This window comes from Litchfieldia alkalitelluris, from assembly GCF_002019645.1.
Lineage (GTDB): Bacteria > Bacillota > Bacilli > Bacillales > Bacillaceae_L > Litchfieldia > Litchfieldia alkalitelluris.
Window position 1 is genome coordinate 5,343,010 of record NZ_KV917374.1, and the last position, 15,946, is coordinate 5,358,955.

The 15,946-nt window shown below is 36.5% G+C and carries 12 protein-coding genes; 6 read left to right on the plus strand and 6 right to left on the minus strand.

Annotation, left to right across the window (positions count from 1 at the left end; all coding sequences use genetic code 11):
* Window positions 1-15: 15 nt before the first annotated feature.
* Together BK579_RS24835 and BK579_RS24840 are read right to left on the minus strand one after the other, a co-directional pair.
* Window positions 16-531 (minus strand): YehS family protein, encoded by a 516-nt coding sequence (locus BK579_RS24835; protein ID WP_078550169.1) that lies wholly within the window; start codon window positions 529-531, stop codon window positions 16-18.
* An 890-nt stretch (window positions 532-1,421) separates the two neighbouring features.
* On the minus strand, window positions 1,422-2,219 hold the full coding sequence (locus BK579_RS24840; protein ID WP_078550171.1) for an AAC(3) family N-acetyltransferase: 798 nt from the start codon (window positions 2,217-2,219) through the stop codon (window positions 1,422-1,424).
* Between the two features lie 389 nt (window positions 2,220-2,608).
* Here BK579_RS24840 and BK579_RS24845 point away from each other — a divergent pair, with 389 nt between their 5' ends.
* The gene (locus tag BK579_RS24845; protein ID WP_078550172.1) at window positions 2,609-3,328 is read left to right on the plus strand and encodes a uracil-DNA glycosylase family protein; all 720 of its coding nucleotides are present in this window, start codon (window positions 2,609-2,611) and stop codon (window positions 3,326-3,328) included.
* Window positions 3,329-3,382: 54 nt separating this feature from the next.
* On the opposite strand, the gene BK579_RS24850 is transcribed toward BK579_RS24845, so the two are convergent.
* The 3 genes from BK579_RS24850 to BK579_RS26870 all read right to left on the minus strand — a co-directional run bounded on the left by BK579_RS24850 (window position 3,383) and on the right by BK579_RS26870 (window position 6,257).
* The gene (locus BK579_RS24850; protein WP_235848537.1) at window positions 3,383-4,564 is read right to left on the minus strand and encodes an MFS transporter; all 1,182 of its coding nucleotides are present in this window, start codon (window positions 4,562-4,564) and stop codon (window positions 3,383-3,385) included.
* A gap of 239 nt (window positions 4,565-4,803) precedes the next feature.
* Complete coding sequence (locus BK579_RS26195) at window positions 4,804-5,709, minus strand: family 43 glycosylhydrolase (RefSeq protein WP_204524763.1); 906 nt, start codon at window positions 5,707-5,709, stop codon at window positions 4,804-4,806.
* Window positions 5,706-6,257 carry a family 43 glycosylhydrolase gene (locus tag BK579_RS26870; protein ID WP_204524764.1) on the minus strand — a complete coding sequence of 184 codons (552 nt, stop codon included), beginning with the start codon at window positions 6,255-6,257 and terminating at the stop codon, window positions 5,706-5,708. Before BK579_RS26870 ends, BK579_RS26195 begins: the two co-directional genes overlap by 4 nt.
* Before the next feature lie 312 nt (window positions 6,258-6,569).
* Between BK579_RS26870 and BK579_RS24860 the strand changes: the two genes are divergently transcribed.
* The 5 genes from BK579_RS24860 (at window position 6,570) to BK579_RS24880 (ending at window position 12,850) form a co-directional block, all read left to right on the plus strand.
* Window positions 6,570-8,570, plus strand: coding sequence for a S9 family peptidase (locus tag BK579_RS24860; protein ID WP_078550177.1), 2,001 nt, complete (start codon window positions 6,570-6,572; stop codon window positions 8,568-8,570).
* 423 nt (window positions 8,571-8,993) lie between these two features.
* Entirely contained in the window at window positions 8,994-9,242 is a 249-nt protein-coding gene (locus BK579_RS24865; protein WP_139365160.1) for a GlsB/YeaQ/YmgE family stress response membrane protein, read from the plus strand.
* A gap of 827 nt (window positions 9,243-10,069) precedes the next feature.
* Window positions 10,070-11,308, plus strand: coding sequence for a saccharopine dehydrogenase family protein (locus BK579_RS24870; protein WP_078550179.1), 1,239 nt, complete (start codon window positions 10,070-10,072; stop codon window positions 11,306-11,308).
* Between the two features lies 1 nt (window position 11,309).
* Entirely contained in the window at window positions 11,310-12,437 is a 1,128-nt protein-coding gene (nspC, locus tag BK579_RS24875) for a carboxynorspermidine decarboxylase (protein ID WP_078550181.1), read from the plus strand.
* 161 nt (window positions 12,438-12,598) lie between these two features.
* Entirely contained in the window at window positions 12,599-12,850 is a 252-nt protein-coding gene (locus BK579_RS24880) for a DUF2535 family protein (RefSeq protein WP_078550183.1), read from the plus strand.
* A 656-nt stretch (window positions 12,851-13,506) separates the two neighbouring features.
* Here the strand turns inward: BK579_RS24880 and BK579_RS24885 are convergent.
* The gene (locus tag BK579_RS24885; RefSeq protein ID WP_078550185.1) at window positions 13,507-15,927 is read right to left on the minus strand and encodes a beta-glucosidase family protein; all 2,421 of its coding nucleotides are present in this window, start codon (window positions 15,925-15,927) and stop codon (window positions 13,507-13,509) included.
* Between the last annotated feature and the right edge of the window lie 19 nt (window positions 15,928-15,946).

The following is a 15,946-nucleotide window of genomic DNA, read 5'->3' on the forward strand; positions in this document are numbered from 1 at the left end:
CACCTGAAGTATCTGTTACCCTCTATATTTAAGAGCTAGTCCTTTTAAGAAATTTCGCGCATAACGATCGCCGCACACTTTATAATTTTTGTGTCCCTTTTTCCTTAAGATTGCACTTAATTCACCTTTAGTAACACTAACCCCTGCTTTTTCTAGGATTTCCAGCATATCCTCACTTGTTAGTGTTAAAGCGATTTTTAGCTTCTTTAATAGAAGATTATTAGCATTCTCATTAGAAAACGCAGGTGTTTGAGGCTGTCCTGGTTTTGGATCTTGCTTTCCTCTTTTAAAGGTAATAAAACCATTCAAAAAAGACTCAAACTTTTCATTATTGACTTTAATATGATTTTCATCTTCCTCGATTTCATCAAAGTCTGCTTCTTCATCGTAATCTTCTTTTGGTTTTGTAAGTATCTTTAAAATTTCGTCCTTTGTTACCTCGACGCCACCAAGTTTAAATATTTCTACCATATCAATATTTTTAATATCTAGAGCATATCTTAATCGAATTAATATATCGTTATTAGTCATTTTATAATCCTCCTATTATCCCTATACTATCAGCTTGACCATTTAGCGTTGGAGAAATTCTTCAAAATCATACTATAATTAATCAAAAAACTTTAACTCTTCTATACGCAGCAATAGTGAGTATACCATAACGACTGTGTGATAGAATATGTTACTGATTTTAAGAGTCTTATACGGCCTCAAATAGTAATTGACCATGAGTAAATCAAGAAGGGACAATTATCAACTTAACCACACGACAGTCAACCTAACGGGCTTTGTTTTGTAGTATAAGATATGATACAACATTGGCTTTTCGTATAGAAATTCGCAAAAAAATTAAAAAGCAATTTGGAAGTAACTCAGAAAAGAAAAATCCTTAGAGATATATATGCTCTAAGAATTTTTCACCCGAAAATAAGCACCGGTTAGCGATTTCCAACTCTTCAACAAGAGTCAGCAAATAAGCTACTAAAATAAGTGGAGAAATTTCCCTTATTAAGGAAATAGCACGAAAAACAGACTAGATAGAGGGAAAAATTCCACCTATTTAATCGAAAAACATGTAACTGGACCACTTTACTCTGCCTTTACGGGAAAAACTCCCCTTATATCCACAATTGGAGCTCAATTATGCAGGTTAACGGGAATAACTCCCCTAATATAAACAATCAGAGGTTACTAAATTAAGGATATGAAGACTATCTGAATCATCTTTCTGCCCTTTTTAGAAATGCACCCCAGCTTGATAAAAAGCATTTGCAGTACCAATTGGTAAATATCAGCTTACAATTTCATGCCGCCAAAACCTTATAAAACTTTACAACATTATTTTTAATAGTTTAAAAAAATAAATTACTGAACAAAAGAAGAGCAGTGTTCCATTATTGATAAACACTGCTTTTACCAAATTATCTTGTTAACCATTCACGACCAAAATCAATAAGCTTCCGTTGACTCATAAGCTTGCATTCTGCTTTACCAATGATAACACTCTTAAATGAGTGTACCTTTTCAAATTCGCTTCCTAATTCCGCAAACACATCCGCATTATACTCAATCTCCTCATACGTTTTCCAAACTCGTTGCCCATCTTCCAGAATTGCGGCACCTTTTTGCACCTTCCTTCTATCCCTTACAGCATGTTCCGCAAAATGAAGAGATGTATTGCTATCGTGATCTACACCTATCAGCAAAACGTGCCCATCTAACTCATAGATTTTTGCAAGCGGTGATTGATGACCAAACCCAGCTTCAAGTGGTTGTTCAGAAAGAATATAGTCTGAATGTGCTCCCCACGCAGCAAAAGAATAGGCTGGATGGAGACTTCTTTTCACATTTGGATGTGTTCGAAATGTCTCTACGATTCTTCCCATCTCTCTTGTAGGTGTTACATCCGGATCAAATGGAGGCATTTCTTCTCGAATGGTTGGCCACCATTCCTCTGGTACAGGAGGGTTCCCCCAGACAGAAGGATCAGAGTTTTCTCCAGTTTGGGTTGGCATCACAATGGTACCCTCTTCTCCAACCACATCTTTTAATGCTTGTATGACAGCAACCGGTCCTCCGCATACCCATCCTAGTGAATTCAATGAAGAATGAACAATAACTACCATTCCTTTTTTTAATCCTATATTTTTAAAATCGGTGCTTAAGCTGGATCTTGTATTTGGGGTTTTTAAGCCCTCAATTGCATTCTTTTCACTCATATCTATTCCCCTCATCATATTTATCATTTGGTTTATTAACATTTGCCTATGTTGTATGATGAAACTACCTCCCTACTCAAAATAGTGATGATTAGTAACGTATTTTCGCTTATTTTTCTAAATATATGATACCAACTAATTCATAGAGGTTAAACTGAATCTTAAGTAAGAGTCTGGAATCATCTAAACTCCGGCTGATTATAAGCATTATTAAGCAAACCCTTTCACATTTCCATGGAGGATTTATATTAAATTAGAAGTTACCCCTGAAAATACTTAGGGTTGAGATCCAATTACTGCGATTTATTTGCTTTTGCGGAGTAAAACAGCTTAATAAACATGACTATACTTAACTGGATATCAAATAACTAAAAACAGGAGCGAAAGTGATGTTCTATTTTAAACATTATGAACAAGCCCTATTGCAGCTTCCTTTCAAAGAAACCTATGAAAAAGAAGAATTAATGACGACTGATTTTTTATTCGTAAAAGACGATAAGCTAGAAATATACTGGGCACCTTTTGAGTTTATTAACAGAAATGCAAAAGTGATTATACTCGGTATTACTCCTGGTTGGACACAGATGCAATTAGCGTATCGTTATGTCCGGAAAAATATTGAGACAGAAGACCGACAGCAAATGCTATGTAATGCTAAAAAACAAGCAAGCTTTGGAGGTAGAGGGATTAGAAAAAACTTAATCGAAATGCTAGATGGAATTGAACTGAACAAACATTTAAATATTGGGAGCTGTGCAGAGCTGTATGAGGATAAAAATTATCTCCTACATTCCTCTTCGACACTAAGATATCCTGTATTTATCCAAAAGAAAAATTATACGGGCACCAATCCCTCTATGTTGAAGCACCCATTACTTATACGAATGATTGATGAGATTTTAGTACCGGAGTTAAATGTGGTCAAAGACGCCATAATCATACCTGCAGGCAAATCTGTTTCCGAGGTTTTACGCTGCTTAACTTCAGAGGGTAGAATTCACCATCAAAAGATATTATTTGATTTTCCACATCCATCTGGAGCTAACGGGCATCGAAAAAAGCAATTTGAGGAAAAGAAAGAATGCTTTAAGGAGATGTTAAGGATATAAAAGTGGGACGGTTCACTTCCTTCAAAGAGGCGGAATCGTCCCTTTTTAGTTTTCTTATACTGTTTTTCTCTGCTTAAACAATAAAATGATATAAAGAATGATTGCTATGCAAACAGAAACAGCTGAGGTTTGATAGATTGTGTGATACCCGAATAAATGACCAATCTGCCCAAACAATAGAGCTCCAATTCCAACACCAAGGTCAAAGGAGGAGAAAAAGGTTGCAGTTGCCATTCCACGTCGATGCTTTGGGGATTTTTCAATTGCCCATGCTTGAAGTGCAGGCTGAACAGACCCAAATCCTATGCCATATAGGATTGCCGCTGAAATTAAAATGGTCATGTTCGGAAGCCATGCTAATAATACCATAGCAACCATAATACACACTGCACCAGGAATGAAAACCGCGCGATGGCCTTTTCTGTCATAAATTTTACCTGCAAATGTTCTTGATGCCATTAACGCTAGGGCAAATACTAGAAAATACAATTGTATTCCCTCTATCCCTTTTTGCGCAGTATATAAAGGTAAAAAGGAGGCAATCCCTCCAAACGTTACCGTTATAAAGAATAAAAGCATGGCAGGCTCTAGTGCACTTTTTTCATAAATATCCCATTTACTCTTAGTCGTTGTTTGTTGTGTTAGATAAACTTGCTTATAATTGATTCGTGAAGATAGAAAAAATGCAGCAAGACCTAAAATTGCACAAATCATAAACAACTGTGAAAAAGATATTATCCCTACTAGGATTAAACCTAGTGATGGACCAAAAGCTAATGCAATGTTTCCAGACAATCCATAGTAACCCATTCCTTCTCCACGTCGTTTTGGAGGAATAATATCACTAGCAATCGTGCCCGAGGCAGTGGTTGAAAACCCCCAACCGACTCCCTGGATTACTCTCATAAAAAACAAAAAGGCTATGGTAGGGAGAAAGCCAAAAGACCCCACAGCAATAACAAAAATAACTAAGCCCGTTAGATACACAAACCTTCTGCCCTTTGATTCTAAGGCGTGACCAGCATATGGACGTACTAATAAAGCAGAAAAAGTAAATATCCCAACAACTGCACCAATTAGCTGATCATTTCCGCCCAGTTTCTCAACAAAAAGCGGTATCGTTGGTAAGGTCATCTGAAAACCTAGAAATATGAAGAAATTCGAAATGCAAATCAGCACAAAATCCCTGGTCCAAATCTTTTCTTTATGTAATGGTATCCCAGCTTGTGAATCCAAAAAAGCCCTCCTATTCTTTATCACATAGATGTATTGTCATGTTCAAAAAAGGAATAATAAAGAACTTCCAATTTTAAGGGTATAACTAAACATCATGAAATTCAAGCAAAAGGCAAGGCAGACAAGCAATTGCCAACTTATTTTGTTAACAGTAAGCTGGAGTTCAGATAAAAATCAGCTCTAATTAACAAACCAGCAAGCGGTAAAGTTGTGACATTTAATCCTACAACTCACAAAAATCAACTTAATACAAACGACTTAAAGTCCAACTTCCCAGAACCTTTATAAGTAAAATAGAGCGCCTGTCTCCCATTTTTTATATTTATCCCTGAATTAATACACGTAAATACTTTACTTGGCTCAATTCTAACTTTTGCAATTGGCTCTGAATATAGGCCTGTAGATACTAACATATATCCAGATGCGTTACCACGAACACATACAGAAATTCCCTGAAGATCTGATATCATGAAATACTTAAACCCTGCAATTGATCCATCTCTCATATTTGCAATGTATTGGGTTGGATTATTTTCTCTATCTTTTCCACTTTGCGTAAAGTATGGGTGATTTTTAAAAGTGATGTTTCCAAAATAGACACCATACCTACCTGCACCATTAGCCGACATAAGATGACAAGCAATACGAGCTTCATACTCTCCTGTCCCTTTTAATGGCCCGTTGTTTAATCCAGAGCTTGTTAGTTCTACCTGTGGAATACTTCCATCCTCTTTTATCTCAATGGGTTCCGCAAGAGCTTGTCTGGAATAATGATGCCTGTTTGTTTGTCTATGATAGAATACATACCATTTACCTTCAACTTCAACAATACTTCCGTGGTTGTTACCGATGTAATTATAAGCATCTCGATCTGAGCTACAGCCATTTATGTATAAGTCTCCATTGCTTATGATGGTGCCACCATAAACAAACCCACCAGTGGGACTTTTACTTGTTGCATAACAAAGCTCATGACCGTTTATAGAAGAATAGATAAAGTAATAGGTATCGTTAATTTTTCTAATCGAGCTTGCTTCAAAGAACTCATGTCCTTCAAAGCCAGTCCCCTCTGCTTTCCCAACTTTTTGAAAAATCAGCTTAGGCTCACCAACAACCGTCTTCATATCAGGCTTTAATTCAATCACATATCCGCCTTCAAATGTCCGTTTCTTCCATCCTTCAGAAACCTTGGCACCCCTTTTCTAGGTGCGAATCCTGAATAAAGATACACGCTTCCATCATCATCAACGAGGACTCCTGGATCAAATAAAAACGGATCACCACTACTATTCGATAATTTACGGCCGTCCGGATAACCTACATAGCCATAAAACTCATATGTTCCGGCAGGTGTATCACAAACTGCCACCGATATCACACTTTGAAACATAACCGTATAATACAAGTAATATCGTCCATCTTTCCCCTTAGCAACATCAGGCGCATACATTTGATATAATCCTAGCTTATTCATCGGATCTTGATTTTTCTTATAGATAACTCCTTCATATCTCCAATCACTAAGGTCATTAACAGGAGCAGACCAGCAAACATAATTGTTCATGCAAAAAAGCTTTCCATTAAATCTATCATGCGAACCATATACATATAACCTATCTCCAAATACGTAAGGCTCTCCATCTGGAATATATTCATAACTTGGTAGATATGGATTAAAACATTGATTTTTCATAAGTCTTTAAAACCAGCTTCCCATATAAGATTTTCCTCTTGGTATTTTATTCAAAACCCCTCTTAAACGCTTACAGCTAAAATATTCAAAGCGCTATCCTATAACCTAAGCTTAACCTAATTAATCATCAAAGGACTATCAACCAAAAGTTATAAGGCGTAAACGATTAGTTGTAACTTGATTAGAAATGGTGGTTAAATATATAAAACAATAACTTTTCTTTCAATTGCGAAAATACCGATATAATTTTATTTTATTTCGACTTCCGAACTGTTAAGATAGAGTTATAGTTTTAATATTGGAGGGATTAATATGACTAAACGTCCTATTACAGCAGAAGATTTATGTAAATTTAAGTTTGTAGGAGACCCTAAGGTATCTCCTAACAAAGACAAAGCTGCTTATGTATTAACACATGTTGATCAAGAAAAAGATGGCTACTATTCTTATATTTATTTAACTGATTTAAAAGGTGAAGGTAGACAATATACCTCTCATTATTCAAAAGATAGCTTAGTAAAAGATACTGCGCCAAAATGGTCACCAGATGGAAGTACACTTGCTTTCCGTTCTAACCGTTCAGGCAAAAATCAAGTTTGGCTCTTACATACTAATGGTGGTGAAGCTGTTCAATTAACAGACGTAAAACAAGGAATTGGTGATTTTGTTTGGTCTCCAGACGGAAAACAGCTTGCTCTTACAATAACTGGAGAATTAAAGCTTAGCTCTGATAAAGACGATGAGAAAAAAGAAGAAAAAAGTGATGTAAAGGTCATTACAAGACTTCGTTATAAAGGTGATGGAGTTGGTATTTATAACGATGACCGTAAGCACGTGTATTTATTGGACATTGAAGCAAAGTCATATACAAAGATAACTGAAGGAGAGCATGATTTCTCTCAGCCTCGTTTCACTCCAGACGGCAAAAGCTTGTTCTATATTGGCACAAAAGCAGAAGATAAAGAGTGGGGCTACCTCCCTGCTATTTGGAAATACGATATCTCGTCTAAAGAAGAGAGCCTTTTTTATCAAGGTAACGGATATCTGATGTCACCTTCTATTTCACCAGACGGTAAGTGGCTAGCAGTTGCAGGTCATACACGTGGTGAAAGAAGTCAAGGAAATTCAAATGTTCTGTTATTTTCTTTAGAAACTGCTAAATTAACAAATTTAACTGACAGCTTTGACTATACTGTTGGAAACCTTGTCGGTGTTGATGCAAAGTATGACACAGCTGAATTTCAATTAATCTGGGATTCTACTAGTACTAACATTTTCTTCAGTGCAACAGTTGGCGGAGATTGCCAGTTATTTAAAGTAGATATAGACGGTAAAGTTTCAGCTGCTCTATCTCCTTCTGTCGCATCAGTTACATCTTATGATTTAGTAAGTGATGATCAAGCTGTCCTTGTTCTTGCAACACCACTTTCTACTGGAGACCTAGTCACTCAAGACTTATCGAATGTAGAAAATGTTGTTCAGCTAACTGATTGGAATCAAGAACTATATAACGAGGTTCACTTAAGTACTCCTGAGAATTTCAATTACAAAAGTACAGATGGCTGGGAAATTGAAGGATGGGTTATGAAGCCTTATGGATTTGAAGAAGGTAAAAAATATCCAATGATCCTTGAAATTCACGGTGGACCAGCAACAGCTTACGGAAATGGGTTACACCATGAAATGCAATTAATGGCTTCAAAAGGGTATGTTGTTCTTTACACAAATCCACGAGGAAGCCATGGCTATGGTCATGAATTTGTAAATGCAGTAATTGGTGATTATGGTGGAATGGATTATGAAGATATTATGGCAGGTGTAGATTATGCCCTAGAAAACTATAACTACATCGACACTGACCAATTATTCGTAACTGGTGGTAGCTATGGTGGATATATGACAAACGTTATTGTTACTCGTACAGAGCGTTTCAAAGCTGCAGTTACTCAACGTAGTATTTGTAACTGGCATAGCTTCTACGGGACTAGTGACATTGGTTTCTTCTTCACTGAATGGCAGCACGGACATGCAGACCTTTGGGACGATGTTGAAAAGTTATTAAAGATCTCACCATTGACTTATGCTCGTGATGTAAAAACACCAACACTTATCCTACACAGCGAACAAGACTTACGTTGTCCAATGGAGCAAGCAGAGCAATGGTATATCGCCCTGAAACGTCTAGGTGTAGAAACAAAACTAGTCCGCTTCCCAGACGAAAACCATGACCTTTCTCGCTCTGGTAAACCAAAGCACCGCTTGGAGCGTCTACAACACCTTATTGGCTGGTTTGATGATCGCTTAGAAGCATAGGGACGGTTCTAGCGCTTCCCTCAAGTTTTTAAAATTGGGGAAGGTTCTTCTAGAAAAAAATCGGAAATCTCCGCCAAAAGGGCACAACTAGTGATCTAGTCGTGCCCTTTTCTTGTTAAGCAATCTAATAGAATATAGATCTTATGAGGTAAGGACAACTAAAGATCTAAAGAAACAAAAAAAGTATTCTTTCTAGAATTGTTTGGTTTGAAGAGTAAACCAAACACTAAAGAATACTTTTTATTTTTAGAAGCCTTATAAATAGCCACCACGTTGCGTTCTCACTCTTCTTATGTTTTGACTATAATTTAAACGGGAATATAAATAAACAAGTAACCATGCACTAAATAGAATAAAGTCAATGAATACAACGACTTCATGACTTTATGGAATTACATATCTAACATAAGGGAGTGGTGAGAAGTGGAATTGATATTATATTTAATCATGGGAGGAATTATTGGATGGTTCGCTGGGTTACTACTTCGCAAGGATGTCCCAGGTGGAATACTTGGTAATGTAATTGCTGGGATTTTAGGTTCTTGGATTGGTGGGCAATTATTAGGTCATTTTGGACCAACAATTTTTGATATTGCTTTTTTCCCTGCTCTCATTGGAGCTGTTATCTTTGTTTTCCTTCTAGGTTTAATGACTAAAGTAATGAAAAAATAAGAATTCATAGAGACAATTATTCAAGACTTCCAAACAACACAGGCAAAATCGTCCCTTTTTAAACTAAGAATATACAAAGAGGAAACTTTTACAAAGGTTTAATTAGCTGATACTCCTGTATGCAAAAACAAGATAATATGGACAAAACCCTGATGACACAGGACTTATTATGGATGATTTTCCATACAAAACAGGCTATTAATCTATAATCTAGTCGAATTTTGTCATTTTTTTTATTTTACTATTGATATTTTTAGAATAAGTTGTTACTCTTAAGAAGCATTATTTTTGGAAAGCAAATATTCAATTATTTCTATCAGGTCTTTCCAAGCAGATAATTTTGACCACTTCCTAACCGGAGTAAAGGCCATACGGACAGCCGGGTCAAATGCCGATTGGCAACCTTTCGTTGCCTTATTGATTGAGTTTGAAGCTCAAATTTTATAAGTTGGTTACTTTACAACCAGTGCATAATTGCACATCAACTTGTGAAACGGTCAATAAGAGTAGTAAAAGTAATTATTTGCTATATAGACTCTGATCCTATTAAGATATAATTCGAATATTTAAGACTTTCTATAAACATGTCCACGCCTAATCGCTAGGACATATAGAATATGACCTTAATCGTCATACATAAGGTCCTTAATATTGATAAATTATATCTCCAGCAAGTGTTGTGCGCTACTATGCGTTTACACTTGCTTTTTTATTTGAAATTTCTTTTGGGTTCAGAGTATTTTATTTCTTCCTATAAACAACAAAACGGTTGATACACCTCGCAAGGTTGTTTAGGAAAATCTATTTAGAGTTAGGAGATAAGGGAAATGGGAAAAGCACTTATTATCGGTTGTGGTGGAGTAGCTTCAGTAGCTATCCACAAATGTGTTCAAAATAGTGATGTATTTGAGGAAATTTGTATTGCAAGTCGTACGAAGTCAAAATGTGATGACTTGAAAGCTAAGTTAGACGGTGGAAAAACAAAAATTACAACTGCACAAGTTGATGCAAATAATGTTGATGAATTGATTGCTCTAATTGAAGAGGTAAAACCAGACATCGTAATGAACCTTGCGTTACCATATCAAGACTTAACAATCATGGATGCTTGTCTTGCTACAAAAACGCATTACATGGACACTGCAAACTATGAGCCAGAAGATACAGCAAAATTTGAATATAAATGGCAGTGGGATTACCGTGAGCGTTTCGAAAAAGCTGGAATTACAGCTCTATTAGGAAGCGGATTTGACCCAGGTGTAACAGGTGTTTTCTCTGCACATGCACTTAAGCATCACTTTGATGAAATTGAATATATTGATATTCTTGACTGTAATGGTGGGGATCATGGTTATCCATTTGCAACGAACTTTAATCCTGAGATTAACATTCGTGAGGTTTCTGCGAACGGAAGATACTGGGAAAATGGCGAGTGGATTGAAACTGCACCAATGGAAATCAAGCGAGAATATAATTTCGCTGAAGTTGGTATGAAGGATATGTACTTACTGTACCATGAAGAACTAGAATCTCTTGCAGTAAACATTCCAGGACTTAAGCGTATCCGTTTCTTTATGACATTTGGTCAAAGCTATTTAACACACCTTAAAGCTCTTGAAAATGTTGGAATGACTTCTATTGAGCCGATTGAATTCGAAGGAAAACAAATCATTCCTCTTCAATTCTTAAAGGCTGTATTACCAGACCCAGCATCACTTGGGCCACGTACAGTTGGTAAAACAAATATCGGTTGTATCTTCCAAGGTAAAAAAGATGGAAAAGATAAAACATATTATGTTTACAATGTATGCGATCATCAAGAGTGTTACAAAGAAGTTGGTTCTCAAGCTATTTCTTATACAACTGGTGTACCAGCAATGATTGGTGCAATGATGATTATGACTGGAAAGTGGAATAAACCAGGCGTATTTAATATTGAGGAATTTGATCCAGATCCATTCATGGAAGAATTAAACAAATGGGGACTTCCATGGCAGGAAGATCATAATCCAGTTCTTGTAGACGGAAAGCCTGAAACAGCAAAAGAACCGGAGCTAGTTCGATAAAATGAGGTTCGAAGAATTACCAACACCATGTTATGTAATTGACGAAGGACTTTTAGAAAAAAACTTAAAAATCCTTAACGGCGTTAGAAACCGTACAGGATGTAAGATTATCTTGGCACAAAAAGCATTTTCAATGTATAAGCTGTATCCTCTTATTGGTGAATATTTAGATGGTACGACTGCAAGTGGCTTATACGAAGCTCTTCTTGGTCATGAAGAAATGGGCAAAGAAAACCATGTCTTTGCCCCAGCATTCCGGGATGATGAAATCGATGAAGTGATTTCAATTTGTGACCATATCATTTTTAATTCCTTCTCGCAGCTGGAAAGATATAAGGATAAAGTGCTTAAAGCCGGCAAAAAAGTTGGTTTGCGCATAAATCCTGAACGTTCCACGCAAGATGGACATGATATCTATGATCCATGTGCTCCTGGTTCTCGTTTTGGGGTAACTAAATCTCAGTTCCGTCCCGATTTGCTCGAAGGCGTTTCTGGCCTGCATTTTCACACACTTTGTCAACAAAACTCTGACGATTTAGCTAAGACACTTGAAGCTGTAATTGAAAAGTTTGGTGAGTATCTTCCACAGATGGAATGGATTAACTTCGGCGGCGGTCACCATATTACAAGAGTAGACTATGATATTCCATTACTAGAAGAGTGTATCAAGAAAATGCAAGATAACTATGGATTAGAAGTATATCTAGAGCCAGGTGAAGCAGTTGCGCTGAATGCAGGTTACTTAATCACAACGGTCCTTGATACGATTAAAAACGGAATGGATATCGCTATTCTTGATACGTCTGCATCATGCCACATGCCTGACGTATTGGAAATGCCTTATCGCCCACCTCTTTTTGGGTCAGGTGAAACAGGGGAAAAACCATTTACGTATCGCCTTGGTGGACAAACATGTATGGCTGGAGATGTGATTGGAGATTATTCCTTTGATCAGCCATTACAGCTTGGAGATCGTTTAGTATTTGGTGATATGGCCATTTATTCAATGGTTAAAAACACTACGTTTAACGGAATGGCACTTCCAGCAATCGCTGTTCAAGATAAAGATGGTAACTGTCGTGTCGAGCACCAATTTGGTTATCAAGATTTTAAGATGAGACTAGCATAAATAGTTTAAACCAGATTTCTATTTGTAGAAATCTGGTTTTTTATTTTTTTAAGCAAAGGGAATTAAAAATTCAAAATATTCATCATTACTTCATATTTATACACTTCTGTTCAGCAAATTCGTGTATAATATACAAAAACGGGTAAAAGAGAGATGATATTTTGTTGTACAAAAGTCTAGAATTTAAAAATGCAGCTGGTCAAAAAGTAAAAATCATTGAAATTCCTGTGGTAGGAAACACTAATCATTATTACTTTATGATCCAAGCACGTTTACAACATTTCATTTCAAAGCTTTATAATAGGCCACAAGAAAAAACATGCTATTCATTTCGTGAATATATGAAATTGAAAATGAATTGGACTGATTTTAACAATTTATTTAGTATGGAGGAGTTAAGAAATAACTCTTAATATAATGATTTAAATGATAAAACACTCTATCTTCTTAAGATGGAGTGTTTTCCATTTCACAGTTGTACTCTTCACAACTATAATGTTGGTTATTTCACTGTGGGTGTATATTAAACGGAAAAATTCCGCTTAAATCGGTAAATATTAACATTTTTCCAAAAATAACGGGGATTTTTCCGCTTATATGAACCTAATCTTTAGATTTAGACATATATTAGAGAAGTTAACCGGAATTTCTCCGTCTATATTGCTTCTTAAGTCCCTACTGGAAACATTAGCCGGAATTTCTCCGTCTATGAGTTCCTATACCCAAGCGAAAAACCAACTTTTCTAATATCCCCCACAGTCCCTAAACTTTTCAACCCCTTAATGACGATAGGACGTATTTTGAACCAAACTTTTTCTTAAATGCATCCCATTGTTGATTTTTATAAAAAAATATTCGGTTTAAGTTATTAGTCTCCATACACGACAGTATCAACGACTGTAGTATTCCAAAATTTTATACACTAATAAAGACCCTACCACTCTTCGGTAGGGTCTTTCACATTATAATAGGATATTTTTTCTTACCAAAAAAGCGGCTTACCATAATCAAGAGCACAGCAACGTTTTACCAATTTCTTAAACTACCAACATCATCCGTAACGTGATTGCTACAACTTAACCTTAGTGAACCTTACCTTCTTGTTTCGTTCTTTCCACACATGACGCAAACCTTTAAAGAAATGCCCGTTAACCATCATTAAAATTCCATCCAACATTGGCATATTAACAACGCCACCTGTTAATCTAGCAATTCCCCTAAATGGCATATGATATATTGACATCATAATTAGGTTTGCTGAACTTCTTTTTCCAACTTTACGTAGATACCAGTGAGCAAATACAACTAAACGATAAGTGAATCTTGCAACCCATCCCTTAGCATACTGACACTGTGCAATAATGTCGTTATAACCAAGCGGCTTTGTGCGATCCCACGTCGAAACAGGTACTTTACGTCCTAAAAGAATCTCAAATTCTTCTTCATCCACATTGGTCACTTTTCCCGCAAAATAAGATGGAAGCTTGATTTTGTCATACGGAAGTGGAGCTCCAGTACCTTCGACATGGATACGGTCCACTAGTCTAATATCAGTACTTGATGCACCGATCAAAACACTATATTCTGCTTCCTCTATTTCCCACTTATTCGTTTTTATATTATAATAGCGAAATGTTTTATCATCAAAAGGAATTTTCACTTTCTTTGATTCTCCGGCATTAATAAATACCTTATCAAAACCTTTTAATTCCTTTTTTGGTCTAAAAATGTCCTCGGAATCACATCCAACATATAACTGCGCGATTTCCATCCCTGCAATACGTCCCGTATTCGTAATTATGAAAGTTACGCCGTCCTTAGTAACCTCTAAATCTGAGTAAACAAATGTCGTATAACTTAGACCAAATCCAAACGGGAAAAGCACATTCACATCAGCTGTATCATAATATCGATAGCCAATATACATTCCTTCACGATATTCTACGCTAGCTTCATTACCTGGAAAATGGCGAAAAGAAGGTGTATCCTCATATCGCAATGGATAGGTTTCGGCTAATTTCCCTGATGGATTTACATCACCCGACAGTACTCTTAGTATCGCTCTCGCTCCAGCTTGACCACCTAAATAACCGTGTAATAGTCCCTTTACTTTCCCAATCCATGGCATCTCAACGGCAGACCCACAAGAAAGAATCGCGATAATATTCTGATTAACTTCATATATAGCGTTTAATAATTGAATTTGGTTCTCCGGAATTTTCATGCTATCTCTGTCAAGTCCCTCAGCTTCAGTCGCTTCGTCTAGACCAAGATATAGTAAAATAACATCTGCTTTTTTTGCTAGTTCACATGCTTCATCTATTTTATGCTGACTTTTCTTACCATATCGTTCAAATCCAGGTTCATATCCAATACTAACAATTCCAGATTCCTCAAAGCAATCTAAAGTATGATCCAATATCGTTGGATTTACAATTGATGAACCTGCACCCTGATAGCGCGCATCCTTGGCAAAGTCTCCGATGACAGCCACCTTTTTCCCAAATCGAAGAGGTAAAATATTCCCTTCATTTTTGAGGAGTACAATCGATTCTTCTGCAACCTTTTGTGAAACTCGATGATGTCTTTCAACATTAAATTCCACATGAGGCCGTTGATAGGCCTTCTCTGTTGTAAAAATAAGATCTAGCAATCTGTCCACACATTCGTCTAATACATCTTCTTTAATTTCCCCACGTTTAATTGCCTGTATTATTTCTTGATCAGTTTCTCCTGCCGTGGTTGGCATTTCTAACTCATTACCTGCTAACAATCCTGCTATACGATCATTGCTTCCGCCCCAATCAGTAATAACAGTACCTTTATAATCCCATTCACCACGTAAAATATCCTGCATTAAATGTAGGTTTTCATTCGTATAAGTTCCATTTAATTTATTATAAGAAGACATAATTGATTTCGTCTTACCTTCTTTAACAGCAATTTCAAAAGCAGTAAGATAGATTTCTCGAAGCGTCCGTTCATCAACGATTGTATCAATGGACATACGTCTCTCTTCCTGATTGTTTGCAGCGAAATGCTTTACACAAGCCGCAACTCCGTATGACTGAATTCCTCTTATATAACTGGCAGCCATTTTCCCCGCAAGATATGGATCCTCACTGAAATATTCAAAATTCCTGCCACATAAGGGATTTCTTTTCATATTAACACCAGGTCCAAGTAGGACATTCACTTTTTGTGCGATTGCCTCTTCACCAAGGTACTCTCCAACTTTTTCTCCTAATTCTGCATTCCAACTATTCGCAACCGTTGCAGCAGTTGGATAGCATGTCGCTGGTTCACCTGCATTAAGGCCTGGTTTGTCTGCTCCTACTGCCTGTTTTCTAATTCCATGCGGCCCATCAGCAAGAAATATACTATTAATTCCAAGACGCTCAATATTCTGAGTTTGCCAAAAGTCTTTTCCTGACATTAAAGATGCTTTCTCTTCTAACGTCATTTTCGCAATTAATTCTTTATATTTCATCTCAATTCCTCTTTTATAT